The organism is Hanstruepera flava, assembly GCF_023634025.1.
Classification (GTDB): domain Bacteria; phylum Bacteroidota; class Bacteroidia; order Flavobacteriales; family Flavobacteriaceae; genus Hanstruepera; species Hanstruepera flava.
Genome location: NZ_JALJCW010000001.1, coordinates 732,446 through 758,754, shown reverse-complemented (window position 1 = coordinate 758,754; position 26,309 = coordinate 732,446). Strand labels below are relative to the sequence as shown.

Annotated in this window: 24 protein-coding genes; 6 read left to right on the top strand and 18 right to left on the bottom strand. The window is 33.7% G+C overall.

Annotated features, from left to right (window positions below):
• Window positions 1-94: 94 nt before the first annotated feature.
• Entirely contained in the window at window positions 95-1,099 is a 1,005-nt protein-coding gene (gene lpxK, locus MTX13_RS03585; RefSeq protein WP_250433015.1) for a tetraacyldisaccharide 4'-kinase, read from the top strand.
• Here the strand turns inward: lpxK and MTX13_RS03580 are convergent.
• The 11 genes from MTX13_RS03580 to MTX13_RS03530 all read right to left on the bottom strand — a co-directional run bounded on the left by MTX13_RS03580 (window position 1,096) and on the right by MTX13_RS03530 (window position 11,629).
• Window positions 1,096-3,273 (bottom strand): tetratricopeptide repeat-containing hybrid sensor histidine kinase/response regulator, encoded by a 2,178-nt coding sequence (locus tag MTX13_RS03580; protein ID WP_250433014.1) that lies wholly within the window; start codon window positions 3,271-3,273, stop codon window positions 1,096-1,098. The genes lpxK and MTX13_RS03580 overlap by 4 nt on opposite strands.
• Before the next feature lie 85 nt (window positions 3,274-3,358).
• Window positions 3,359-4,375 (bottom strand): type I glyceraldehyde-3-phosphate dehydrogenase, encoded by a 1,017-nt coding sequence (gap, locus tag MTX13_RS03575; RefSeq protein WP_250433013.1) that lies wholly within the window; start codon window positions 4,373-4,375, stop codon window positions 3,359-3,361.
• Window positions 4,375-5,253: a lipoyl synthase gene (lipA, locus tag MTX13_RS03570; RefSeq protein ID WP_250433012.1), complete on the bottom strand. Its 879-nt coding sequence runs from the start codon at window positions 5,251-5,253 to the stop codon at window positions 4,375-4,377. The genes gap and lipA overlap by 1 nt, the downstream gene beginning before the upstream one ends.
• Window positions 5,254-5,316: 63 nt before the next feature.
• The gene (locus MTX13_RS03565; RefSeq protein WP_250433011.1) at window positions 5,317-6,054 is read right to left on the bottom strand and encodes a glycosyltransferase family 2 protein; all 738 of its coding nucleotides are present in this window, start codon (window positions 6,052-6,054) and stop codon (window positions 5,317-5,319) included.
• A gap of 9 nt (window positions 6,055-6,063) precedes the next feature.
• On the bottom strand, window positions 6,064-6,612 hold the full coding sequence (locus MTX13_RS03560; RefSeq protein WP_250433010.1) for an RNA polymerase sigma factor: 549 nt from the start codon (window positions 6,610-6,612) through the stop codon (window positions 6,064-6,066).
• Window positions 6,603-7,715: a glycosyltransferase gene (locus MTX13_RS03555; protein WP_250433009.1), complete on the bottom strand. Its 1,113-nt coding sequence runs from the start codon at window positions 7,713-7,715 to the stop codon at window positions 6,603-6,605. The genes MTX13_RS03560 and MTX13_RS03555 overlap by 10 nt, the downstream gene beginning before the upstream one ends.
• A 5-nt stretch (window positions 7,716-7,720) precedes the next feature.
• A complete protein-coding gene (locus MTX13_RS03550) occupies window positions 7,721-7,924 on the bottom strand; it encodes a membrane or secreted protein (protein WP_223032914.1) in 204 nt (67 codons plus the stop codon).
• A gap of 103 nt (window positions 7,925-8,027) precedes the next feature.
• On the bottom strand, window positions 8,028-8,825 hold the full coding sequence (locus MTX13_RS03545; protein WP_250433008.1) for an anti-sigma factor: 798 nt from the start codon (window positions 8,823-8,825) through the stop codon (window positions 8,028-8,030).
• Between the two features lie 8 nt (window positions 8,826-8,833).
• On the bottom strand, window positions 8,834-9,367 hold the full coding sequence (locus MTX13_RS03540) for an RNA polymerase sigma factor (RefSeq protein WP_250433007.1): 534 nt from the start codon (window positions 9,365-9,367) through the stop codon (window positions 8,834-8,836).
• Between the two features lie 61 nt (window positions 9,368-9,428).
• Window positions 9,429-10,439 (bottom strand): UDP-N-acetylmuramate dehydrogenase, encoded by a 1,011-nt coding sequence (gene murB / locus MTX13_RS03535; protein WP_250433006.1) that lies wholly within the window; start codon window positions 10,437-10,439, stop codon window positions 9,429-9,431.
• On the bottom strand, window positions 10,439-11,629 hold the full coding sequence (locus MTX13_RS03530) for a pyridoxal phosphate-dependent aminotransferase (protein ID WP_250433005.1): 1,191 nt from the start codon (window positions 11,627-11,629) through the stop codon (window positions 10,439-10,441). Before MTX13_RS03530 ends, murB begins: the two co-directional genes overlap by 1 nt.
• Before the next feature lie 121 nt (window positions 11,630-11,750).
• On the opposite strand from MTX13_RS03530, the gene MTX13_RS03525 reads away from it, so the two are divergent.
• Complete coding sequence (locus tag MTX13_RS03525; RefSeq protein ID WP_250433004.1) at window positions 11,751-13,094, top strand: PDZ domain-containing protein; 1,344 nt, start codon at window positions 11,751-11,753, stop codon at window positions 13,092-13,094.
• A gap of 56 nt (window positions 13,095-13,150) precedes the next feature.
• Here MTX13_RS03525 and MTX13_RS03520 read toward each other — a convergent pair whose 3' ends face one another.
• Complete coding sequence (locus tag MTX13_RS03520; protein ID WP_250433003.1) at window positions 13,151-13,579, bottom strand: DUF1573 domain-containing protein; 429 nt, start codon at window positions 13,577-13,579, stop codon at window positions 13,151-13,153.
• A 186-nt stretch (window positions 13,580-13,765) separates the two neighbouring features.
• Here MTX13_RS03520 and MTX13_RS03515 point away from each other — a divergent pair, with 186 nt between their 5' ends.
• From MTX13_RS03515 to MTX13_RS03505, 3 genes are all read left to right on the top strand, one after another.
• Window positions 13,766-16,402, top strand: a complete 2,637-nt coding sequence (locus tag MTX13_RS03515) for a valine--tRNA ligase (RefSeq protein WP_250433002.1) — start codon at window positions 13,766-13,768, stop codon at window positions 16,400-16,402.
• Window positions 16,402-17,208 carry a DNA/RNA non-specific endonuclease gene (locus MTX13_RS03510; RefSeq protein ID WP_250433001.1) on the top strand — a complete coding sequence of 269 codons (807 nt, stop codon included), beginning with the start codon at window positions 16,402-16,404 and terminating at the stop codon, window positions 17,206-17,208. The genes MTX13_RS03515 and MTX13_RS03510 overlap by 1 nt, the downstream gene beginning before the upstream one ends.
• Before the next feature lie 97 nt (window positions 17,209-17,305).
• A complete protein-coding gene (locus MTX13_RS03505; protein WP_250433000.1) occupies window positions 17,306-18,973 on the top strand; it encodes a T9SS type A sorting domain-containing protein in 1,668 nt (555 codons plus the stop codon).
• A 36-nt stretch (window positions 18,974-19,009) separates the two neighbouring features.
• Here MTX13_RS03505 and MTX13_RS03500 read toward each other — a convergent pair whose 3' ends face one another.
• The 4 genes from MTX13_RS03500 to gcvP all read right to left on the bottom strand — a co-directional run bounded on the left by MTX13_RS03500 (window position 19,010) and on the right by gcvP (window position 24,506).
• Window positions 19,010-19,858: a glycosyltransferase family 2 protein gene (locus MTX13_RS03500; protein WP_250432999.1), complete on the bottom strand. Its 849-nt coding sequence runs from the start codon at window positions 19,856-19,858 to the stop codon at window positions 19,010-19,012.
• Between the two features lie 2 nt (window positions 19,859-19,860).
• Window positions 19,861-20,382 (bottom strand): methyltransferase domain-containing protein, encoded by a 522-nt coding sequence (locus MTX13_RS03495; protein WP_250432998.1) that lies wholly within the window; start codon window positions 20,380-20,382, stop codon window positions 19,861-19,863.
• 31 nt (window positions 20,383-20,413) lie between these two features.
• Entirely contained in the window at window positions 20,414-21,472 is a 1,059-nt protein-coding gene (locus MTX13_RS03490) for a 3-oxoacyl-ACP synthase III family protein (protein WP_250432997.1), read from the bottom strand.
• Window positions 21,473-21,656: 184 nt separating this feature from the next.
• Window positions 21,657-24,506 carry an aminomethyl-transferring glycine dehydrogenase gene (gene gcvP / locus MTX13_RS03485; RefSeq protein WP_250432996.1) on the bottom strand — a complete coding sequence of 950 codons (2,850 nt, stop codon included), beginning with the start codon at window positions 24,504-24,506 and terminating at the stop codon, window positions 21,657-21,659.
• 105 nt (window positions 24,507-24,611) lie between these two features.
• On the opposite strand from gcvP, the gene MTX13_RS03480 reads away from it, so the two are divergent.
• The gene (locus MTX13_RS03480) at window positions 24,612-25,460 is read left to right on the top strand and encodes a UbiA prenyltransferase family protein (RefSeq protein WP_250432995.1); all 849 of its coding nucleotides are present in this window, start codon (window positions 24,612-24,614) and stop codon (window positions 25,458-25,460) included.
• On the opposite strand, the gene MTX13_RS03475 is transcribed toward MTX13_RS03480, so the two are convergent.
• Together MTX13_RS03475 and MTX13_RS03470 are read right to left on the bottom strand one after the other, a co-directional pair.
• The gene (locus MTX13_RS03475; protein WP_250432994.1) at window positions 25,443-25,700 is read right to left on the bottom strand and encodes a hypothetical protein; all 258 of its coding nucleotides are present in this window, start codon (window positions 25,698-25,700) and stop codon (window positions 25,443-25,445) included. The two genes, MTX13_RS03480 and MTX13_RS03475, sit on opposite strands and share 18 nt — an antisense overlap.
• A gap of 3 nt (window positions 25,701-25,703) precedes the next feature.
• The gene (locus MTX13_RS03470) at window positions 25,704-26,258 is read right to left on the bottom strand and encodes a sigma-70 family RNA polymerase sigma factor (RefSeq protein WP_250432993.1); all 555 of its coding nucleotides are present in this window, start codon (window positions 26,256-26,258) and stop codon (window positions 25,704-25,706) included.
• Window positions 26,259-26,309 lie beyond the last annotated feature (51 nt).

Here is a 26,309-nt window from a genome sequence, read left to right as displayed (position 1 = left end):
CTATCATGGCTCATTTAATTTCCTTTTGTGTGAAAAAGGTGTTCTAAAAAAATAGTCTTTACTTTGTGTTTTAAAACCGAATTGGAAAGTATTTATGAAGCTTATTCGAATTTTATTATTTCCCATTGTTCCTATTTACTTTTTAGTAACCTGGTTACGCAATAGGTTTTATGATACTGGAATGTATAAATCGAAATCGTACGATTTTCCACTAATAGCAGTTGGTAATTTAAGTACGGGTGGAACTGGAAAAACGCCAATGGTGGAGTACATTATTCGTTTAATTAAAGAAGATAGAAAAGTGGCTACATTAAGCAGGGGTTATGGTAGAAAGACCAAAGGCTTTCTGTTGGCTAATGCCGAAGCTACTGCTGATAGTATTGGTGATGAACCGTTTCAGTTTTACAATAAATTTAAAGAAGATGTACAAATTGCAGTATGCGAAGATAGGCAAAATGGCATAGCAAAACTGCGTTTACAAGAAGGTCAACCCGAAGTCATTATTTTGGATGATGCTTATCAACATCGAAAAGTAAAAGCTGGTTTTTATGTGCTTTTAACCAGTTATGGTAAATTGTATACTAATGATATTGTTTTGCCAACAGGCAATTTGCGAGAACCACGATCGGGAGCAAAACGAGCCCAAGTAATAGTGGTGACCAAATGTCCGCCAGATTTATCTGAAATCCAAAAGCAACAAATACAAAACAAGCTTAATCCTTTACCGCATCAAAAACTCTATTTTAGTTCGATTGAGTATTCAGATAAAGTATATTCAGAAACTGAAGAAAAAATGCTGATGGACTTAAAGGATTTTACTTTAATTACCGGAATTGCAAATCCACAGCCATTGGTTGATTATTTAGAGGATTTGAAAATGATATTTGAACATTTGAAATTTGGCGATCATCACCATTTTACAGCAACCGAAATAGAAGAGTTTGAAAAACTCGATTGTATTTTAACTACGGAAAAAGATTTTATGCGTTTGAAAATGCATCCAACAATAAAACAAAAATTGTTCTACTTGCCTATTACTACTCAAATAGATCAAGCAAATGATTTTAATAAGCAAATAATGGATTTTATTGCGAATTAAGCAGTTGACTTCTTTTTGTCGCCTATTAAGGCATTGTATAATTTCTTTTCGAAGTCTTCTTGTTTAAACGGTTTTGAAATAATATCGGTAAATCCAGCTTCGTCAAACTCGTGCATTTTATCTTCAAGAGTTACGGCTGTTAATGCAAAAATAGTTATGTCCTTATTGAATGTTCTGATAATTTTAGTGGCTTCCAATCCACTTATTCCTGGCATATGGATATCCATTAGTATAACATCATACTGAATAGTTTTAGCGTTATCTACGGCAGCTTCACCATTATCAACAATATCACATTGAAGACCCATTTTATTCAGAATCTTCTTTGTAATCATTTGATTAATCTTGTTGTCTTCAACAACTAAAATCTTGATGTTTTTTAAATCCAATTCATCAACGTTTTTGAAGTATTCCACCTTTTTAGGCTTTTCTGCGGCAGATTCAGAATACTTAAGTGGTAACTCGAAAGTAAAAGTAGAGCCTTTGCCCAATTCACTTTTAAGATATATTTTGCCTTTTAGTATTTCAATTAAACCTTTAACAATAGAAAGCCCTAAACCTGTTCCACCATATTTACGGTTAATTTGAATAGAACCTTGAGCAAAGCTTTCGAATAGCATTTCTTGTTTTTCTTTGCTAATACCTATGCCATTATCTTCAATTTCAAAACGAACATTATAAATATCGTTATCTTGTTGTAGCTTGTATACTCTTACCCAAATATCACCATCTTTTGTAAACTTAATGGAGTTGCCAATAAGGTTTATTAAAATTTGCGAAATTTTAAGCTGGTCTGCATGATAGTTTTCCGGTAGGTCTTTATCAAATTCAAAATGTATTTGAATGTTATTGTCTAATGCAGAATTGTTTAAAGCGGCTATAACATTAGTGACTTTTTTCTTTAAATTAAACACCTCTGGTTCAACATCTACTTTATTGGCTTCAATTTTATTGATTTGTAGAATGTCATTTATAAACGTAAGTAGATAATCGCCAGAAAATTTTAAGGATTTTAAATGTTGTACCTGATGTGGTTTAGGATCTTCATCCAAAAGCATATTTGTAAGTCCTGTAACGGCATATAAGGGTGTTCGTAACTCATGGGTTACAGTAGATAAAAAGTTGGCCTTTGTTTTTGAAGCTAATTCGGCTTTTTCCTTGGCTATAATAAGTTCTCCATTTTTCTTATGAAGCATATTATTGGTTTTAAGCCTAATGTTATTGTTTTTGTAAAGCGACAATGTTAGTAAAGATAAAATGGTAATTAAGGCAATACTTAAAATGGTTGTTAACTTATTAAGGCTATTGGCTTCAATTTCTTCTTCAAGATTAGCGGCTTGTTCTTTTTGGAACTCTGTTTGATTGTCTAATAATACTTGAATGCGCTTTTCGGGTGATAAATTCTCACGTTTAACCGTTAATAAAGAATCAGAAAGACTGATATGTTTTTTTAAATAATCGTTAGCTAGTTTGTAATTTTCTGCAAGTTGATTTAAGTCACTTAAAATTAAATAACCATTGCTTAAAACCGTATTGAAAGCATTGTCTTTTGCTATAGTAATACCGTCGTTGGCAATTTTTAAACCGCTATCAATATTGCCTAATTTGGCTAAAGCTAATCCATTATGAATCATGGCACTGCTCAATATTTTGTTTAAATCGTATCTCGTAGCCAATGAGATAGACTTATCTAATTGTTGATTTGCCTTTTTATAGTTTTCTAATAGAATTAAGGTTTTACCCTCGTTGAGTAAAATTTCAGCGACAAAGTCGTTTAGGCCCTCTTGTTCAAAAAGTGTTTTAGATGAGGTGTAATAATCTAAAGCTTGTTGATAATCCTTTTTACTGTTGTAAACGTTTCCAAGAATTTTATAGGTTTCAGCTCTATTAACATCATCTTTAGCTATACGTTGTATTTCGTTTGCCTTAAATAAATATACCAGTGCTTCATCGGGCTCTTCAATGATATATTGAAGTTTTCCAATTTTTGAATAGATAAGACCAATACTTTGTTTATTGCCAATTTTTTCGGCAAGCACTAAAGCATCTTCAAGCTTTTTTTGAGCTTCGAAATAATCGTAGTTTTCAATGTCATTCTGTGCTTGATTAATACGATAATCAATGTTGATTTGAATAGTCTCTTCGTCTTCACTAATATCGGTTTGTGCAGACACAGAGTAGCTAATCAAAAATATAATAGCACATATATATTTATGAATCTGGGACATTTTTATTCTTCACTATTATCGACAAATATAATTATTTATTCGATAAAAGTGACATTTTTATCGATAAATTGCAAATTAAATCAATAATTCTTTGAGAGTAACCTGTTTCATTATCGTACCAACCGATGATTTTTACCATGTTTCCAATAACTGAAGTCATTTGCGAATCGAAAATGCAAGAATGCGGGTTGCCTACTATATCAATTGAAACTATCGGGTCTTCTGTATAAGAGAGAATGTTTTTTAAATATCCTTTAGATGCGTCTTTAAAGGCATTATTAATGTTTTCAATTGTTGTTGCCTTTTCAACATTAAAAGTAATATCGGTTAATGATCCATTGGCAACAGGAACGCGAATGCCGCATCCTCCTATAACATCAGATAAATCTGGGAATATTTTTGTTAGAGCTTTGGCCGCACCTGTTGTGGTTGGTACAATGGATTGCCCAGCTGCTCTTGCACGACGTAAATCCCGATGTGGTTGGTCGTGTAAACTTTGGTCTGTGGTATAGGAATGTACCGTAGTAATATAGGCTTGTTTTACACCACAAAGTTTATTTATAATATCAATCATAGGTGCCGCATTGTTGGTAGTGCATGATGCATTTGATAGTATAAGTTCGTCACCTACAATACTGCCGTCATTTATACCTAAAACAATAGTTTTTATAGAATCGTCAGTAGGAGGAACACTTAAAATAACTTTAGAAGCACCATTTTTTATATGATTCTGAAGTGTTTCGGTTGTTTTGAATTTTCCTGTACATTCAATAACAAAATCAATATTGTGATCTTTCCAGTCAATGTCTTTGGGATGATTGTGATGTGAAAATGAAATTGATCTTTTGTCAACAATAATATGAGATTGATCGTAAGCTACATTAGCTTCAAAAATGCCATGAATACTATCGTACTTTAATAAATGGCTCAAGGTTTTGGTATCTGCCAAATCATTAATTGCAACAATTTGAATGTCTGGATTTTTATCAAGCAGCCTAAATATGCGTCTGCCTATTCGGCCAAAGCCATTAATGCCAATGCGAACCATTAATTAATGTGTTTTTGTGCTTTATAAGACGATCTTACTAAAGCGCTACTTTCTACATGCCTGAAGCCTAAATCTAAACCAATTTGTTTGTACTCTTCAAACTCATCTGGCATAATAAAGCGTTTTACTGGTAAATGTTTCTTGCTAGGTTGAAGATATTGCCCAATGGTTACAACATCTACGTCATTATCTTTAAGATCGTGAAGGGTTTCGATAACTTCTTCTCGAGTTTCACCCAACCCAAGCATAATTCCAGATTTGGTTCGTCTTTGACCTTGTTGTTTTAAATAGTTTAAAACACCTAGACTTCTGTCGTATTTAGCTTGAATGCGGACTTCGCGTGTTAAGCGCCTAACGGTTTCAATATTGTGTGAAACAACTTCTGGGGCAACATCTATAATTCTGTCTATATGGCGTTCTATACCCTGAAAATCCGGTATAAGTGTTTCAAGTGTAGTTTCAGGGTTCATTCTGCGAACAGCTTTTACGGTTTCTGCCCACATAATACTTCCCATATCTTTTAAGTCATCACGATCAACACTAGTTAGTACAGCATGTTTGATTTTCATGATTTTTATAGAGCGTGCAACCTTTTCCGGTTCGTCCCAATCCACTGTTTCTGGCCTACCTGTTTTTACACCACAAAATCCACAAGATCGTGTACAGATATTGCCTAAAATCATAAATGTGGCTGTGCCTTCTCCCCAACATTCTCCCATATTAGGGCAACTTCCTGATGTGCAAATGGTATTCAGTTTGTACTTGTCTACTAAACTGCGTAATTCAGTATACTTTTTCCCAGTTGGTAGTTTTACTCGTAACCATTTAGGTTTTGGGGCACGACCTGGTAATATATTAGAATCTACTTCTGTTTTCATTCACTCTTAATTTGCCATGCAAAGATACGAAGATAAGTTGTAATGGGGTGTTAGAAGATCGTTTTATGGAATTATCTTAAAGATATGTTTTTTGGCAATTTTAAATTTATTATCTATATGTTTTTTACCTTCTCTATATTCTGCTCCCCATTCATTGATGATATTTGTTATACTTAACCTATTTGTATAGTTTAAATGTTTACGATATAAATATTTTTTGCTTAAATATTTAAAATGGAGGAGCTTGAATTCAATTAAAATATCTTCTGCCTTTTTATCGTAGAATTCTGGTAAGCAGGTATGAGCACCAAAGTCATAATTAATATTTTTAATCTTTTTTGGATTAAAAATTATTGACTTATCAAAACGATAGTTTCTTATACCGTATTTAACCTGATCTAATAAGGATTCGTTGTAGTTTTTTGGAAATTTTTTAGAAAACATTTCATAACCAATAACACTGCATATAGCAGGTCGTTGTTTGTCCAATAAATTTAACTTGCTTTCTAAATCATCTGAATATAGAAATTCATCCATATCACAAACTATCACATAATCAGCATCGCTATTTTTCCAACAATTATTTTTTAGTTCGGTCTGTGTGTCTTCTCTAAAAGAATTTTCAACTCCAAAATTCTTGATTTTAACATTAGGATATTCAGTTTTTACTATTTCAATTGAATTGTCGCTGCTGTTATTGTTTAAAATTGTTATTTCCGAACAAAATGTAGTATAATAATTTAGTGTATGCCTAATCATTAATGATTCATTATAACATAAAATGAAAGCACTTATTTTCATGAAATACTGTTATTTTTTTTGGATGATTTCAGCTAGTAACTTTTTTGCTCGTAATAACTTAACTTTTACATTAGTTATAGGTTCCTCTAGCTGCTCGGCAATTTCTTTATAGCTTAATTCTTGGAAGTACCTTAAGTTAATGACTTCTTGGTAGTGAGGCTTCAGTTTTTTTATGTCACGAAGTAATTTGGCCAAGTTTTGGTCAGTGATGAGTTTGTCTTCTGGAGAAGGAGAATCGTCAACAACATCAAAATAATCTTCGTCATCTGTACTGCTTAATTTTTTTGAAAACGTGTTTTTTTCTTTTCTAACTAAATCAATGTGGATGTTTTTTGAAATAGTAATAAGCCAAGTTTTGAATTTATAGTCGCTGTTGTATGTATCAATTTTATCAAAGGCTTTAGAGAAAGCTTGTATGGTTATGTCCTCGGCATCGTTTTCATTTCCTGTGCGTTTTAATTGAAAGCCATAAACATCATCCCAGAAGGTTTCAACCAAATAGTTAAAGGCTTTTTGGTTATTAAGTTTGGCTTGTTTTATAGCTTCTTCTATTTCCAATGTTTGGGTTTAGAGATGAGATTGGATATAAATATAGACAATTGAACGGCAATTAAAAAAAGCTCAAGAAAAGGAATAAAAGGAATGATATCTTGTTCATTAAGCTTTCGGGTTGCTTTAATATAAGTAATGGTTTGAATTACAAGCCGAAAGGCTATTAGTCCTAAAATTAATTTCCACTGAAATTGAAAGATTAATAGCAAAACAGCCAAAGTGAAAAACAAAAATTGAGATATAAAATAGAGACCAAGTAAAATTTTATGCTTGGATTTGTAATGACTAGCTGTAGTTATATGACGTTTTTTTTGCACCAACCAAGAACCAAGAGTTTTTTTTGGTACAGATTCTGTAAAACTGTTTGGGTTCAAGCATATGGCTGTGTTTTTTAAATTGGCAACTTGATTGACAAACAAATCATCATCGCCAGAACGAATATGCATGTGTTGCATAAAGCCATTTGCTTCGAAGAATTTTTCTTTAGTATAAGCTAGATTTCGGCCTACACCCATATAAGGTATGCCAAGATGGGTATAGGAAACATATTGGATAGCCGTAAGGACGGTTTCGAAACGAATTAACTTATTTAGTAACGACTTTTTAACTTTTTTATAGCCACCATACCCCAAAACTATTGACTTATTGTTGCTGAAATAAGAGCTCATTTCTGTAATCCAATGTTCTGAAATAGGCTTGCAATCTGCATCTGTAAATAACAGGTGATTGTATTTAGCAGCTTTTATACCTAGGGTTAATGCGTATTTTTTGTTGGCCCAAAAGGCTTCATTGTTTTTTACGTTTACAACTTTAATGTTAGTATTTTGCATTGCAAACTCTTCCATGATTTCCAGTGTGTCATCATACGAAGCATCATTAATTAGTACAATTTGAAAATTAGGATAGTTTTGATTTGTTATAGAAGGCAAAAAAGCCTTTAAGTTTTCGGCTTCATTTTTTGCGCAAATAATAACAGATATGGGTGGGTAATCTATTGATGTGTCTAACGAATATGAATCCTTAAATTGAGTAAAAAATATGATGTAATAAATAACCTGAATGCAAACTATGGCAATAAATGCATAGAAAACAAAATCAAGAATAGGCATTAAAATTAAGAGTGTTGAGGTTCGTTACAATCTTTAAATTGGTCTGGTGTTTTCCCGCAAAACCCACAAGCTTCACCTTCTTGATTCAGCATGGGGTTTTGGCTTGCACAAGTACCAGCAAATTTACCGTCTTTTTTAGCCCATATTTTAATGGCAATTCCTGCAACGCCTAAACCTAGTAAAGCTAGTGTAATTAAAAGAAGTTTCATTTATTTTTTTTACAAAGTTAATGAATTCCTTACACTTTGGAAATAAAAAAACAGCCTTGCGTTCTTGTGAGCAAGGCTGTTGATAGTATTTTAAATTATGTGTTTATTTTATATTGTGAAGTGCTATTTCTGCAACAGCATTTTCTTTTGAAGCCTGTGGGTTTCCTCCTTTGGGTTCAATAGTAATACTTAAAGCTAAAGCATCTTCAGTGTAAGGAATTTCTTTAAGTTGTCTATCGGTTTCTTTTAAAATCCCCAAACTCACCATTTTGTCCTCAACTTCTGCCCAAATTTGGAAACATTGGTCTTCTGGTAATTGTGGCAACGAAACCACATCAATCATCGACTTTTTTTCTTTCGGATTAATATAGGCAACCGTTTTTAGGTTTTTGGCTCTACTATTACCATTAATAATGTACTTCTGTGTTTCAGGATTATTAAGCTGTTTAAATTGCTTCATAATATCTGAAAGCATTTTGTTGTTGTTTTCAATATCACTTCTTAAATCAAAAATCTCATCAACCACAACTTGGTTTTCGTGACTTAATTTTTGATTTTGAATATAAAACAGGTAGGATGTACTTGCAAATAAAAAGGCTGCAATACTAGCCGCAATACTGTATTTGTACCATATTTTTCGTTTACTGGTTCTTGAAATAGATATTACGGGTTTTTCATCAAGCGCGTCTAAAATATTATTTAGAGTGTCTTTAGGAGCTTCAATGGCATTCAATTTAGAAACGACCTCTAGGTTGTCTTGCAAAACATCGTAAGCTGCTTTAACGGCTAAATTATTGGTAATTAAATTTTCAACCATTTCCGTTTCGCTCGCAGTGGTTTCGCCAATTAGGTACTTTTCTAAAAGGCCAGAATTTAAAAATGTAGTTATTTCTTCATTCATGACTGTATTTATTGAGGGTCGTAAATTTTTTTTAATTCACGAAGTCCTATTTTTAATCTCGATTTTATTGTTCCTAGCGGAATTTCTAATTCATCACTAGCTTCTTGTTGTGTCATGCCTTCAAAAAAGAGAGCCTGAATCACAATTTGATATTTGTCATCTAACGTGTTTAAATGTTTTTTGATGTCCATGACATCTTGATTTAAACCATCCGATGTTAACTTATATACGTTAGAATCTTGTATTTGGACTTCCTTCTTTGTTTTATTTGAAGACGAACGTACTTTGTCTATGGCTGTATTGTATGCAATACGGTATAGCCAGGTAAATAATTTAGCCTTACTAGCATCATAAGTTTTTGCCTTTTTCCATACTTTTATAAAGGTTTCCTGTAAGGCATCTTGTGCCATTTCAGGATCTGTAATAACTTTGGAAATTACGCCAAATAATGCATCTGCATAATTTTCGTAGAGTAATGAAATGGCCTTTTTGTCGCCTTTTTCTAAAAGGGTTACAATTTCAATTTCTATAGGTTTACTCAAACTCGTGTTAATTAAGTTAGTTTAGTTGTAATAACGTTTAAGTTATATATTTCGTTTAAAACTAAAGAATATTTACTTCTGCTTCAATAGTAATGCCAAAAATTCGATTAATGGTAGTTTTAATTAATTCTGCCAATTTTAGAATATCACGGCCTTTAGCATTACCATAATTAACTAAAACCAAAGCTTGCTTTTTATGTACGCCATAATCTCCAAAACGTTTACCTTTAAAACCTGCTTTTTCAATTAACCAGCCAGCAGGTACTTTTATTTCATGTTCTGAAACCGTATAACCTGGTATATCAGGAAAGTTGCTCTGTAATGCAATGTATTGCTGTTTTGAAATTACAGGATTTTTAAAAAAACTCCCACTATTGCCAATATTATTGGGGTCTGGTAATTTACTTTGCCTAATTGAGATTACAGCTTTTGAAACATCACGAATGGTTGGGTTCTCAACATTCATAACCTTTAACTGTTGAGAAATTGCACCATATTCGGTATGTAGCTTGTGCTTGTTTTTGGTTAGTTTAAACTTGACTTTACAAACTATATATTTACCTTTTTGCTTCTTGAATATAGAATTTCTGTATTCAAATTGGCAATCTTTATTGGTAAATGTTTCTAGTGCCAGAGTATTGATGTTTAACACTTCACAAGATTCCATAACATCTTTTAATTCTACACCATATGCTCCAATATTTTGAATAGGAGCTGTACCAACATTGCCCGGAATAAGAGAAAGGTTTTCAATTCCTCCGTAATTGTTTTCAAGGCACCATAATACAAAATCATGCCAATTTTCACCTGCATTAACTTGTACCAAAACATGGTTGTCGCTTTCAGAAACTAATGAAATTCCTTTAAAATTTAAATGTATTACAAGCGCATCAACATCTTGAGTAAGTAACATGTTACTACCTCCACCTAGAAATAAATAATTGCTAAAAGCATCTTTTTTTAAAACAGCCTTTAAGGAATCAATATTATTTACTGAAATAAAATGTTTTGCCAGACAATCAATACCAAAGGTATTATAGTTTTTAAGTGATATGTCTTGAAGTATGGTCACTAATCTTTATAAACCTTTAAAGCTTCTTTAATAATATTAACGGCTTTTTTTAGACTATTCTTGTTTAAAACATATGCAATACGAATTTGATTTAATCCAACGCCAGGTGTTGAGTAAAACCCAGCTGCGGGAGCAACCATTACAGTTTCATTATCGATATCAAAACTTTCTAATAACCATTGCGCAAAATCATCTGAACTTTTAATAGGTAGTTCTACGATACAGTAAAAGGCACCTTTTGGTTTGGCAACTTTAACACCTTCAATTTTTTCAAGTTCAGAAATTAATAAATCTCTTCTAGAAACATATTCAGAAATTACTTCGTCAAAATAACTTTGTGGAGTTTGTAATGCAGCTTCACTGGCTATTTGAGCTAATGTTGGCGGACTTAAGCGTGCTTGGGCAAATTTTAAAGCAGTTGCAATAACGTTTTCATTTCTAGACACTAGGCAACCAATTCGAGCGCCACACATGCTATAGCGTTTAGAAACAGAATCAATTACAATAGCATGCTCTTTTATATCGTTTTCTTGAAGAATGGAATAATGTTCAGCGTCATCATAAGCAAACTCACGATACACCTCATCAGCAATTAAAAACAAATCATGTTTTTTAACAATTTCTGCTAATTTTCTAATTTCTTCTTTAGAATATAAATACCCAGTAGGATTTCCGGGATTACAAATTAAAATAGCTTTGGTTCGTGGTGTAATAAGTGATTCAAACTCTTCAATAGGCGGAAGAGCAAAGTTATTCTCAATTTTAGAAATTACTGGAACAATACGAACATCCGAAGCTGTTGAAAATCCATTATAATTAGCATAAAAAGGCTCTGGAATTATTATTTCATCATCAATATCCATTATAGAACCAAAAGCAAACATTAGGGCCTCGCTGCCACCAGTAGTGACAATTATATTGTCTTTTGTGACATTAATGTCATGATTTTTATAATAATTGGCGATTTTTATGCGATATTCATCAGAACCTTCAGATCTAGTGTAAGCCAAAATATCTAAAGAGTTAACTTTTACAGCATCTAATGCTAAGTCTGGAGTTTTTATATCTGGTTGACCAATATTTAAGTGATATACTGTTTTTCCTTGTTTGTACGCTGCTTCAGCATATGGTACTAACTTTCTAATTGGTGATTGTGGCATTGAAGCCCCTTTTTTCGAAATATCTGGCATGGTCTGAAAAATTTAGTCGCAAAGTTCTGAAATTTTAATGAAATTAATAGTTAAATACCTCATGTAATTGGCTTTGTTATTGATATTTTTTGTATATTTTAACTACCTTATAATCAAAGTCATGAAGCGTTTAGCTTTTATTTTATTAACTTTTTATATGTTTTTGGGTCTTACCGTTGTTGCCCAAACGGGCACTTTTGAGCTCAAAAACCATACAGGGTTAGATAAAATACAATTTCAATTAATTAATAACCTTATTATAATTCCTGTTGAAATTAATAATGTGGAGTTGTCATTTATTTTAGATTCGGGAGTTAGTAAGCCTATTTTGTTTAATGTAAATGAGGATGATGAAGTGTTAAACGAAAGCAACGTGTCCCCAATTTATTTAAAAGGTTTAGGTGATGGTCAATTAGTTGAGGCCATTAAATCTAAAAGAAACAAGATTAAAATTGGTGATGCGGTAAGTTATAACCATACTATTTTTGCGGCTTTTAATACTGGATTGGATTATTCGCCCAAATTGGGTATTCCTATTCATGGTATTATTGGTTATGATTTATTTAAAGATTTTGTTGTAGAAATAAACTATAATTCAAAATACCTCAAACTTATCAACCATGATAAGTATAAAGAGCGTATTTGTAAGAAATGCGAACGTGTAGATTTAACCTTACGGAATGGTAAGCCTCATATTAGAGCATCTGTTGTAATTGCTGAACAACAAGTGCCAATTCATGTTTTATTAGATACGGGAGCAAGTGATGCCTTGTGGCTTTTTGAAGATGAAACACAGGATATTGTTTCAAACCAAAAATACATTGATGATTTTTTGGGTTACGGTTTAAGCGGAAGTCTTTATGGTAAGCGCTCTCGAGTTGAATCGCTCTCTATTCAACAGTTTAAATTAAATAAATCTCTTGTAGCTTTTCCTGAAGGGTCTTCAATTGAAATTTTAAAACAGAACAATGATAGGAATGGGACAATTGGAGCTGAAATTCTCCGTCGTTTTAACCTGGTTTTTAATTACCAGAACAAAACCTTGATTCTTAAGAAAAACAGCAATTTTAAAAGCGAGTTTACCTATAATAAAAGCGGAATTGATTTAGAGCAAAGAGGAATAAGGGTAGTAAAGGATTATTATTACAGCCTAAACAATGGCAGGTTGACATTTGCAAAAGATGTAACTGAATTCGTTTCTATTAGGAATACAGAGCGAGATTATAGGTTTGATGTAAGACCTGCCTTCCAAATAGCAAAATTAAGAGATAATAGCCCTGCGAAACATGCAGGAATGGAGTTGGGTGATATTATTTTAAAAGTCAATAACAAAGACGTAAAAGATTATACTTTACAGGAAGTTATTGAATTGCTTAACGGAAAAAGTGGAAAACGAATGAAGGTGTTGATTGATAGAAATGGACGCGTATACGAATATCAATTCAGGCTTATTGATTTAATCTAAACAAAAAACCTTGAGCAATTACTCAAGGTTTTTTGTTTAGATTCTAGTAAAGGATGTTATTTTTCCATGACACTTTTATCTTTTTTCTTTTCAAGAACACTTGTCTTACTTGGGTCAATTACTTCACCCTTTATTTTAAGTGCTACCGTAGGAGTTTCGGCATTAGAAATAACAGTTATGGTTTTTCTAATAGGGTTAACTCTATTAGTGTCATATTTTACTTGTATTTCGCCTGTTTCACCTGGCGCAATTGGACCGTCAGGTTTTTTAGGAACTGTACAACCGCAACTTGAAGTTACTTTAGAGATAATTAACGGTGCATCACCTGTATTTGTAAATTCAAAAGTTCTAACACCATCAGCGCCTTTTTCAATTGTTCCATAATCTACCGTAGTTGTTTTAAATTCAATTTTAGCAACTTTATCTTGGGCATTGACTGAAAACCCAATTAAACCGATAAATAATAATGTGATTAGCTGTTTCATAATATTTCTATTTAAATCGTTCGTAAACATACTTACTTTTTATTCATTGTGCAAAATTATTAGACGTAATGCATGCATGCAATTACCATCAACTTAAATAAAAGTACATAATACATTCATATAATTTTATATAAAAAAGAAATATAAGTACTTTTGCATGTTATATTTCAAAAACTATTCCAAAGTATGCAAATTCCGTCAAAATATGATGCCAATCAGGTAGAAGGTAAGTGGTATGATTATTGGATGAAACATAATTTTTTTCATTCTAAACCAGATAATAGAGAGCCATATACCATTGTTATTCCACCACCAAATGTTACAGGTGTCTTGCATATGGGGCATATGTTAAATAATACGATTCAGGATGTATTGATTCGTCGTGCACGTTTACAGGGCAAGAATGCGTGTTGGGTTCCCGGAACGGATCATGCATCTATTGCTACAGAGGCTAAAGTGGTTGCTAAATTGAAAGAACAAGGAATCGATAAGAACGATTTGACTCGTGAAGAGTTCTTGAAGCACGCTTGGGATTGGACACATGAATATGGAGGTGTTATTCTTGAGCAACTGAAAAAATTGGGTTGTTCTTGTGATTGGGAAAGAACCAAGTTTACCATGGATGACGATATGTCAGAAGCTGTAATTCAGGTTTTTGTGGATTTATACAACAAAGGCATGATTTATCGTGGTTATCGCATGGTCAACTGGGATCCTGAAGCTAAAACAACCCTTTCTGATGAAGAGGTTGAATACATAGAAAAGCAAGGGAAACTTTATTATGTAAATTATAAGGTTGAAGGTTGTGAAGACATCTTGACTATTGCTACAACAAGACCTGAAACTATTTTAGGCGATACGGCAATTTGTATTAACCCTAATGATGAACGCCATACCAATTTAAGAGGGAAAAAAGCCATAGTGCCTATAAATGGTCGTGTTATCCCAATAATTGAAGATGAATATGTTGATGTTGAGTTTGGAACAGGCTGTTTAAAAGTAACGCCTGCACATGATGAAAATGATAAGGTTCTAGGCGATAAACACAATTTGGAAGTTATAGATATATTCAACGAAGATGCTACATTAAATAGCTATGGCTTGCATTATGAAGGCAAAGACCGTTTTGTAGTTAGAAAGGAAATTGTAAAAGAATTAGAAGAAAAGGGGCATATTGTCAAAATTGAGGACTATACCAATCGTGTTGGTATTTCTGAGCGAACCAAAGCCATTATCGAACCAAGATTGTCAGATCAGTGGTTTTTAAAAATGGAAGAATTGGTAAAACCGGCAATTGAAGCAGTTTTAGGTGATAAACCAGATATTAAATTATTCCCCAAAAAGTTTGAGAATACCTATCGTCATTGGATGGAAAACATTCGTGACTGGAATATTTCACGTCAGTTACTTTGGGGCCAACAAATTCCAGCCTATTATTATGGTGATGGTAAGGAAGACTTTGTGGTGGCTGAAAGTCTAGAAGCAGCACTGGTTATAGCAAAGGGAAAAACTGGAAACAACCAGCTTTCAACACATGATTTACGTCAAGATTCTGATGCTTTAGATACTTGGTTCTCATCCTGGTTATGGCCAATGTCTGTGTTTGATGGCATCAGAAACCCTGAAAACGAAGAAATAAACTATTACTATCCAACCAATGATTTGGTTACGGGTCCAGACATCCTCTTTTTCTGGGTGGCACGAATGATTATTGCAGGATATGAATATAAAGGCGAAAAGCCTTTTGAAAATGTGTATCTAACAGGTTTGGTACGTGATAAGCAACGTCGCAAAATGAGTAAGTCATTAGGGAATTCACCAGATGCCCTTAAGCTTATTGACGATTACGGAGCCGATGGCGTTCGAGTAGGATTGTTGTTGAGTTCGGCAGCAGGAAACGATTTAATGTTTGATGAAGCGCTTTGTAATCAAGGAAAAGGCTTCGCTAATAAAATCTGGAATGCTTTCCGATTAGTAAAGGGTTGGGAAGTAAGTGATGCTATAGAGCAACCAGAATCGAGTAAAGTTGCTTTAGAGTGGTTTGAAGCAAAATTTCAAGAAACTTTAGCTGAAATAGAAGACCATTACAGCAAATACCGTTTGTCTGATGCCTTAATGGCAACATATAAGCTAATTTGGGATGATTTTGCATCGTGGTTATTAGAAATTGTTAAACCTGCATACCAACAACCCATTGATGCTAAAACACTTGAAGGAGTTATTGCGAGTTTCGAAAATATCTTAAAAACATTACATCCGTTTATGCCATTTTTAACTGAAGAAATTTGGCAGTATATGGAAGAAAGACAGCCAGAGGAAGCCCTTATTGTTGCTAAATGGCCAGAGAATAAATCTGTAAATAATGAGCTGATTTCTGGATTCGATTTTGCACAAGAAGTGGTTTCGGGCATTCGTAATATTAGAAAGGAAAAAAATATTTCTTTTAAAGATAGTATTGGTTTTTCGGTTATAAATAATGAAAATGCACAAACTATTTTTGATGAGGTAATTAAAAAGTTGGGTAACCTAGAGGCTATTGAATATGTTTCCGAAGCTGTTGATGGTGCATTGACTTTCAGGGTAAAGTCTAATGAATATTTTATTCCAATATCAGGAGCTATTAACGTTGATGAGGAAATAAAAAAGTTAACTGAAGAATTGAATTATATAGAAGGGTTCTTAAATTCTGTTCAGAAAAAATTGTCAAATGAACGTTTCATGTCGGGTGCTCCGGAACAAGTAGTGGCTAGCGAGAAGAAAAAGGAAGCTGATGCTTTAGCTAAAATTGAAACATTAAAAGCGAGTTTAGCCAACCTTCAATAATGAAAAAACGTACCATATATTCAATTATAGCTATTGTTTTGGTTGTTGGAATATATGGATATGAATATTATCTTGATAAAAAAGAACAAGAAGCTATAGTAGAGCAAGGCAAACTGCCAAAAAATCCTACAATAGCTTTTTTTCTACCTACGAGTACCACTGAACAAATAGTTCATCATAATGCTTATTCTTTAAGCTATAGTGAACCTCACGAACAAGCCGAATGGGTCGCTTATGAACTAAAAAAAGAACATCTTTCCAATTCTGATTTCGATAGACCGTATTTTGAAATTGACAAGGCTGTAAAGACTGGTGCGGCTAGTTGGAGGAATTATAAGAATTCTGGATACGATCGTGGGCATTTGTGTCCTGCTGGCGACAGACGTTATAGTCAAGAAGCTCATGATGAAACCTTTTTAACCAGTAATATTAGTCCTCAGGAGCACCAATTTAATTCTGGAATTTGGAATGCCTTAGAGCAAAAAGTTCGTTATTGGGCCAATCGTTATGATGGCGTTTTTGTGGTAACTGGAGGCGTTTTAAAAGGAAACATGAAAACCATCGGTACAGAAGAAGTGACAGTTCCCAATCAGTTCTATAAGGTAATTATGGATTACAATTCTGGTAAACCAAAAGTTTTGGCATTCTTGATGCCTCATGAAAATTCCAGCAAACCACTTTATAACTTTGTAATATCGGTAGATGAAGTTGAAGAAATAACAGGTATAGATTTTTTTCCAGAGTTAGATGATGAGTTAGAAAATAGGTTGGAATCATCAAATAATTATAAGCACTGGTTTTTCTGAAAAAACAAATAACTTAATTGTCAAAATGTTAGCTACCTAACATTTTTATTTTCTTTTCAACATTAATTTAGCTTTTCACTAATAAAATTCTACAAAAATGAAAAGTAAATTACACATTCGGAACCCCAAATTCTATCACAATTTTACTTATTTATTCACCTTTTTTGTGTTTATGTTTATTGGTCAAAGTTACACTATAGCACAAAACCCTAACAGTCATGTTGATGGTGGTGTTATTTCAACAAATGACAATACTACGATTTGTATTGATTCCGAACCAGACCCTATTTATGTGACTGTTGAAGGAGATTCTGGACGGTTAAGACAATGGATAATAACAGATGATAATAACAATATTTTAGCTTTGCCAGATGCGCCACCATTTGATTTAAATGGAGCAACACCTGGAGTTTGCCGTATATGGCATTTGGCCTATAATGGAATCCCTCCATTCAGACATATTGATAATCTTGACGATTTAAGAGGTCGTTACGATTTGTCCAATTATATTGAAGTTACACGCACTATGCTTCCAGAAGGTGGCGAGTTAGCTATAGCAGGAAGTGGAGACACAGAAATTGAAATATGTGCTGGTGATGGTGAAAGTGATGCTTTTGATGTGACATTAGAAGGTGCTTTGGGAGATAATTCATTATGGGTTATTACAGATGATAATCTGAATATACTGGGCACACCGCCAAGCCCACCATTTGATTTAGAAGGTGCTGGTGAAGGCGTTTGCTTAATTTGGCATTTGAGTTATGCTGATAGTGTAGATTTAACTGGTGTTACTAATGCTGCAGATTTAATGGGATGTTATGATTTATCAAATCCAATAACAGTAACAAGAAATGGAGTTAACGGCGGCGAGTTAGCTATAGCAGGAAGTGGAGACACAGAGATTGAAATATGTGCTGGTGATGGTGAAAGTGATTCGTTTGATGTGACATTAGAAGGTGCTATGGGAGATAACTCATTATGGGTAATTACAGATGATAATCTAAATATACTGGGTACACCGCCAAGCCCACCATTTGATTTAGAAGGCGCTGGTGAAGGCGTTTGCCTAATCTGGCATTTGAGTTATGCGGATAGCGTTGATTTAACAGATGTTACGAATGCTGCAGATTTGATGGGATGTTATGATTTATCAAATCCAATAACAGTAACAAGAAATGGAGTCAACGGTGGCGAGTTAGCTATAGCAGGAAGTGGTGACACAGAGATAGAAATAATTGCCGGAGATGGTGAAAGTGATTCGTTTGATGTAACATTGGACGGTGCCATGGGAGATAACTCATTATGGGTAATTACAGATGATAATTTAAATATATTAGCTACTCCACCAAGTCCACCATTTGATTTAGAAGGAGCAGGAGTTGGCGTTTGCCTAATCTGGCATTTGAGTTATGCGGATAGCGTTGATTTAACAGATGTTACGAATGCTGCAGATTTAATGGGGTGCTATTCATTGTCTAATCCAATTACCGTCACAAGAACAGAAGCTTTAAGTAAATTTAATTTATACCCAAATCCAGCTAGTTCATATACAAATTTAAAGCTACCAAATAATTCAGATTCTTATAGTATTTCAGTTTATGATTTATATAATACACCAGTTTTAAATAAAAGAGTTGAAAAACGAATGACAAATAAGGTAATTAATTTAAACTTGAATAGTTTAAATGTAGGCCCATATATTTTGGTTATAGTGAATGAAACGAATGGAGAACGAACAGTTAAAAAGCTATTGAAAAAGAATTAAATACTTTTTATCATTGTAGCTTTAAAAGGGTGATGTTTACATCACTCTTTTTTTTATGCCTTGCCATCTAATTTTACGAATAAATTGTCCTTGTTTTTTTGTAACCAATTGTTCAACTTTGTTTTTTTGAGCTCTCAAATATCCAGACATATAGTCTTTAAATAAAAGTAAACTCCTTTTTTTGTAAGCCAGTTTTAAAGCTGATATAAAAGTAATAACAAATCCATATCTCATCTTGTACATGGCTTCACCTTGAAGGTATTTAGCCGTTTTGTTATAGCTTACTCCAGTTGGTTTTAAGTGTTTAACATGAAGGGATTCATCTGTGAAAATGCTCCAACCATAATATTTTGCTAGAAGTTCATCAACTGTGTCCCAGCCCATGGAAGGTTTTAATTTTCCAATTTCTAAAAAACAAGCTTTTCTGTAAGCTTTCAATGCGCCTCGAATGTGGTCTTTTCTGGTCAGATTTTCAAGAACCCACTCTCCATTATTTTCAATGTAGCAAAAACCCGAAGCCATTCCTAATCGTTTGTTTTTTTCAAAATGAGATGAAATCGTTTCTAAATAATTTTTCGGAAAAATTAAATCGGCGTCAAATTTGCAAATCACATCATAGTTGTCATCCAAAGTTTCAAACCCCTTATAAAAGGCATTTATAATTTTACTGCCTGGTAAATGACTATCTGAAGAAGTTATGTTTAGTAATGTTATCCAATCATGTTTTGATGCAAAGGATTCAACTTTATCTTGTGTGTCATCTGTTGAATTGTCATTTACAACCACAACTTGTTTTGGTAATAGGGTTTGGTTTGCTAGTGATTGCAAAGTTTTTCCAATAAAAGATGCTTCATTGTGGGCTGGTATGACGATGTAGAAGTTCAAAATTAAATACGTTCAGCGTAAACTATGTAATATCTAGGAGTAAACCATCGTAAAAGAGGTCTTAATCCTAATTTTTTGGTAGGATTAGTCCACTTTTCTCTATCTACAATTTTCCAACCCGCTTTTTCAAGCAACCAATCAAATTGCCAATCTTCAAACTCATGGTAGTGTCTATCCCACATATCGGTTTTGCTTTTGTAAGCTTTAGAAAACCATAGACGAAGTGGAACACTTGCCACTAATTTGTCTGCTTTTATAGATTTTAAAACGGTAAAAGGAGAGAGGAGATGTTCGAAAATTTCAAATGCAGTTATTACTTCTGCATCTGAATTTTCAATAGCCAAAGTCTCTAGGTCTAAATCTTCACCTGATGTGTTTTCGACCTGATAACCCATTTCTTTCATTATTTTTGAAAAAGGATTATCAACGCCTAAATCTAAAATCTTTAAATCTTTAGAGATGTGTTTTTGTAAAAATTCAGCTGTATATTTAAAACGTTTGTTTGGAAATGTGTTTTCGTACATATGTTTATTTTCCGCAAAAGCTGCAAACTTTTTATTGCTGATACACAACGGCATTAATATTCATGCCTGCGCCAACACTGGCAAATATAATAATATCTCCTTTATATATTTCTTGATTATCTAGTTTCCCATTTAAAATCATGTCATATAATGTGGGTACAGTAGCGACACTGGAATTGCCTAGCATATTAATGGTCATGGGCATAATATCTTTTGGCATTTCCATATTGTAGAGTTGGTAGAAACGTTTAACAATAGCTTCGTCCATTTTTTCATTGGCTTGATGGATCAATATTTTTTTTACATCTTGTATTTTAATACCACTTTTATCAAGACAGGTCTTCAAAGCCATGGGTACATTGGTTATGGCAAACTCATAAATTTTACGGCCATACATTTTTATGTATCGCCTTTGATCGTTTATTTCTGGATGATTGGTTTCGCCAAAGTAAATAAAATGTGCTTCATCATAAGTAAAAGTGGCCGTCTCGTGAGCTATAATTCCACCTTCATCATTAGTTTGCTCGACAATAACAGCGCCAGCACCATCACTATATATCATGGAGTCGCGATCGTGTTTGTCAACTACACGAGATAGGGTTTCTGTTCCAACCACCAAACACCGATTGGCTATTCCAGATGCTATAAAAGCTTTGGCTTGAATAACGCCTTCAAGCCAACCAGGACAACCAAAAAGTATGTCGTAACCAACACATTTTGGATTCCTAATTTTTAATAAATGCTTGATTCTAGACGCAATACTTGGAACAGTATCACTTTGTTGTGCGTTGTGTTTAACATCACCATAATTATGGGCAACAATAATGTAATCTATGCTTTCTTTGTCAATATTCGCATCTTCAATGGCCTTTTGGGCCGCAAAGAAACCAATGTCAGAATTCAGTAAGTCTTTTTTAATATAACGTCTTTCCTGAATACCTGTTATGGCTTTGAACTTTTCAACTATAACCTCATTGGGACTATTAATTGAAGAGCCATCTGCATTCAAAAATTCATGGTTATAAAAGCTTTCGTTTTTTTCAACTTTACTCGGTATATAACTTCCTGTTCCAGTTATTTTAACGCCCATAATTATTGCTATTAATTAATGTTCCATTTACGAAGCTAGTCATTAAATCACGAAGTCAAGCATGTTTTTTAATTAATGCATCTATTTTTATGATATTGATAAAAATGCGGATACTAATTAAAAATATTTCAAAAATAAAGCCTTCAAATTTGAAGGCTTTTTAATATTTGGTTCTATACATTGATTAGGCTTCCATGTATTCTTCAATAGGAGCGCATGTACAAATTAGATTTCGGTCTCCATAAGCATCATCAACCCGTCTCACAGAAGGCCAAAACTTGTTATCACGAACATAGTCTAATGGAAAAGCTGCTTTTTCTCTAGAATAAGGCATTAACCATTCATTTGCAGTTAGCATATCTAATGTATGAGGAGCGTTCTTTAAAACATTATTTAAATCATCTTTAGAAGCTTCATCAATTTCTTTTTTAATAGAAATCATCGCATCACAAAAACGGTCCATTTCAGCTTTGCTTTCACTTTCGGTAGGTTCTATCATTAAAGTTCCAGCAACAGGGAATGAAACTGTTGGAGCATGGAAACCATAATCCATTAAACGTTTAGCTATGTCAGTAACTTCAATACCATTAGTTTTAAAGGCACGGCAATCTACAATCATTTCATGGGCTGCTCTACCACATTCTCCGGAATACAGAGTGTCAAAATGCCCTTGAAGCCTTGTTTTAATATAGTTGGCATTTAGAATTGCAATTTTGGTTGCTTCGGTCAAGCCTCTAGCTCCTAACATTTTAATATACGCATAAGATATTAAGCACACTAAAGATGATCCAAAAGGAGCAGCTGAAATTGCAGTTATGGCTTTATTGCCACCTGTTTTTATAATTGGATTACTTGGTAAAAATGGAGCTAGCTGTTTTGCTACGCAAATTGGTCCAACACCTGGACCACCACCTCCATGAGGAATGGCAAAAGTTTTATGTAGGTTTAAGTGGCAAACATCTGCTCCAATATTCCCTGGGTTGGTTAAGCCAACTTGGGCGTTCATATTGGCGCCATCCATATACACTTGTCCACCATTATCATGGATTATTTTTGTGATTTCTTTTATAGCAGATTCATATACACCATGGGTAGATGGATATGTAACCATTAAACATGATAAATTATCTTTATGAAGCTCTGCTTTCTCACGTAAATCGTCAACATCAATATTTCCTTTTTCGGTTGATTTTGTTACAACAACTTTCATTCCAGCCATTACAGCACTTGCAGGATTAGTTCCATGCGCAGACGACGGAATTAAGCAGATATTTCTATGACGGTCACCACGAGATTCATGATAAGCCTTAATGACCATTAACCCAGCAAATTCACCTTGAGCACCGGAGTTGGGTTGTAAGGACGTTGCTGCAAAACCAGTAATTTCGGTTAATTGGTCTTCCAATTCTTTTAAAACTGTTAGGTAGCCTTGTGCTTGATCTATAGGTACAAAAGGATGTATGGTTCCCCAATTGGGAGAGCTTAATGGTAACATTTCAGCAGCCGCATTCAATTTCATAGTACAAGAACCAAGTGAAATCATGGAGTGATTCAATGACAAGTCTTTACGCTCCAATTTCTTAATATAGCGCATTAACTCGGTTTCTGAATGATACGTGTTGAATACATCTAGTGTCAAAAACTCGGTTTGTCTTTTTAGATTTTCAGAAATTTTATTCGATTCTGAAATGCCTTCCAATACAATAGTATCTTTATTGGCTACTTTAGCAAATACCGAAATAATTTGATTGGCATCTTTTAAAGTTGTTGTCTCGTTTATAGAAAGAGTTACTGTATCCTCATCAGGATAATAGAAATTTATGCCTTGGCTTTCAGCAACGGTTTTAACTTCTTTAGAATTTGCTTTGACTTGAATGGTGTCAAAATATTCTGAATTAAGCTGAACAAAACCTAAACTTTCCAGAGATTCTGCTATAGATGTGGCTGTGTTGTGAACTTTATTAGCAATAAACTCAAGTCCTTTAGGGCCATGATAAACGGCATACATCCCTGCCATTACAGCTAATAATACTTGAGCAGTACAAATGTTTGATGTTGCTTTATCACGCTTGATATGTTGTTCTCTGGTCTGTAGAGCCATGCGTAAGGCACGGTTACCATTCATGTCTTTAGTAACACCAATTATACGACCAGGGATATCACGTTTGTATGCTTCTTTGGTAGCAAAGTAAGCGGCATGTGGTCCGCCATAACCCATAGGGATACCAAAGCGCTGTGTGGTTCCCACAACCACGTCAGCACCAAACTTACCAGGTGCTTCCAATTTAATCAAACTTAAAATATCAGCGGCCACAGCAACTTTTATATTATTGGTGTTAGCTTTTGAAATAAATGTTTTAATGTCAGTAACTTGACCATCTTTTCCTGGATATTGTAATAAAGCACCAAAGAAGTCGGATGAAAAATCAAAATTCTCTTCGGTACCAACAACCAATTCAATACCGATTGGATTGGCACGGGTTTCCAATAATGATAATGTTTGTGGGAGAACAGCATTAGAAACAAAAAATTTATTGATTCCTGCTTTTTTTTGCTCTCTTTCACGAACGGCAAACAATAAACTCATGGCTTCAGCAGCAGCTGTGCTTTCATCTAGCAATGAAGCGTTAGCTATTTCCATTCCAGTTAAATCGGTAACCATGGTCTGGAAATTTAGTAATGCTTCCAAACGACCTTGGGCAATTTCTGCTTGGTAAGGTGTATAAGCCGTATACCAACCCGGATTTTCCAGTATGTTGCGCTGAATTACCGCAGGTAATATTGTTGGATGATAGCCTAAACCAATATACGTTTTATAGGTTTTATTCAATTTAGATAGCTCATGAATATGCGTCAGGTATTCCTGTTCGCTCATGGCAGCTTCTAGATTAAGCTCTTGCTTTAAGCGAATATCATCAGGGATGGTTTCGTAAATAAGTTGCTCAAGTGAATCTGCACCAATTGTTCTTAACATTTGGTCTTGGTCCTCTTTTCTAGGGCCAATATGACGTTGTGCGAAAGCCGTTGTATTCATTAAATTGTTGTGTTGGATTTAAGGCGCAAAATTACGGAATAATTCACTTTATATTGTTAACGAAAATGAAAGTTTTTAACCAATTAAAGTGTTTATTAACACTTTATGTACTTTTGTTTTATGCGTAGCCTAACGATTATCTTTGATTTTTATTTAAACAGCAGCATTCATGTGGCGTTAGCCGTTTATGCATTAACATGGATAACCTTAAATAATTTTGGAATAGCCTATGACGAGAATATCTTGTATTTTAATTTTTTTGCGACTATTACGGGCTATAATTTTGTAAAATATTTTGGTCTTGCAAAATTCCATCATCGAAGTTTAGCAAGTTGGTTGAAAGTGATTCAGATATTTTCGTTTGTTTGTTTTTTGGCGTTTGGTTATTATGCTTTTAAGCTGGAAATAAAAACCTTGCTTTGGATTGGTGGGTTTGGCTTGATAACATTTCTTTATGCTATTCCTTTTTTGCCCAAACATTTATTTTTAGACAAACAGCAAAATTTGCGTAGTATTAGCGGCTTGAAAATTTATGTGATAGCTTTGGTATGGTCTGGGGTTACGGTTTTACTTCCTTTAATAAATAATGATTTTAGTTTTAATTACGATGTTGGGATAACTTTTTTGCAAAGGTTCTTGTTTGTAATTGCATTAATGTTGCCTTTTGAAATTAGGGATATGAAATATGACAGTTTGAAACTGTCTACAATACCACAACAAATTGGGATAACAAGAACAAAGATTATTGGTTTATTGGTTTTGATGGTATTCTTTTTGTTAGAGTATTTAAAGGATTATATCACTTATCAGAAAATACTTGTGCAGTTAATAGTAACTGTTGTGACCCTATTGTCTGTTCTTCTAGCGTTTAAAAATCAGAGAAAATATTATAGTGCTTTTTGGGTAGAGGGGATACCAATTTTTTGGTTAGCTCTTTTAATCCTGTTTAGTTAGCTCCTTTTCGAATGTCTTTTTTAAAACCTCACGTTCATTATTTTTTAGACAATCTACTTTTGATTTTTTTACCATTGAAGATAATTGCCTATTTTTCTTAACATAAGCACGGGTGAATTTACACCAGGTATATCTGATATTTAATTCAATTTTTTCCCACAATGTAGCTTCATTGTATTGAGATTTGTCACAAATGTGTTTTGCCTCTTCGCAAGAAATAAATAAAAAACCTTTTTTCATCTTTTAATTAAACCAGTTTTTTTCCATGCATTCTGCCATAGCAGTACGTGCTCTATGAATTATTACCCACAAGTTAGACGCAGTGATGCCCAATTCATTACAAATTGTTTCTGTTTCTAATCCTTGTATGGTTTTCATTTTAAAGACTTGGGCTTGTTTGTTTGGTAATTTATCCAAACAAGTATAAATAGCTTCTCCTAATTCATCGTTTACTAAAGAGTCTTCGGCAGTTTTATCATACGGATCGGCTACGCGTTCTTCAAGCCAACTGCCTTCCTCTTCATCACTATTATAGTCCATGCGGACTTCAGCTTTTCCTTTTTTGGAATTAATTTTCCTGTAATAGTCAATAATTTTTCTTTTTAAAATAGAAATAAGCCATGTACGTTCACTAGCTTCACCTTTAAAGTTTTTCATGGACTTTAAGCTGGCCACAAAGGTATCTTGAACCAAATCTTTGGCCATCTCCCGATCATTTACACGCGAAATGGTGTAATTGAACAGGTAATCAGAATAGCGGTCTATCCATTTTTCGGGCTCAATAGTGTGTTTAGGCATTCTTGTTTGCTAGCAATTTTTATCAAAAATAAGGGAAATAATTTATTTTTT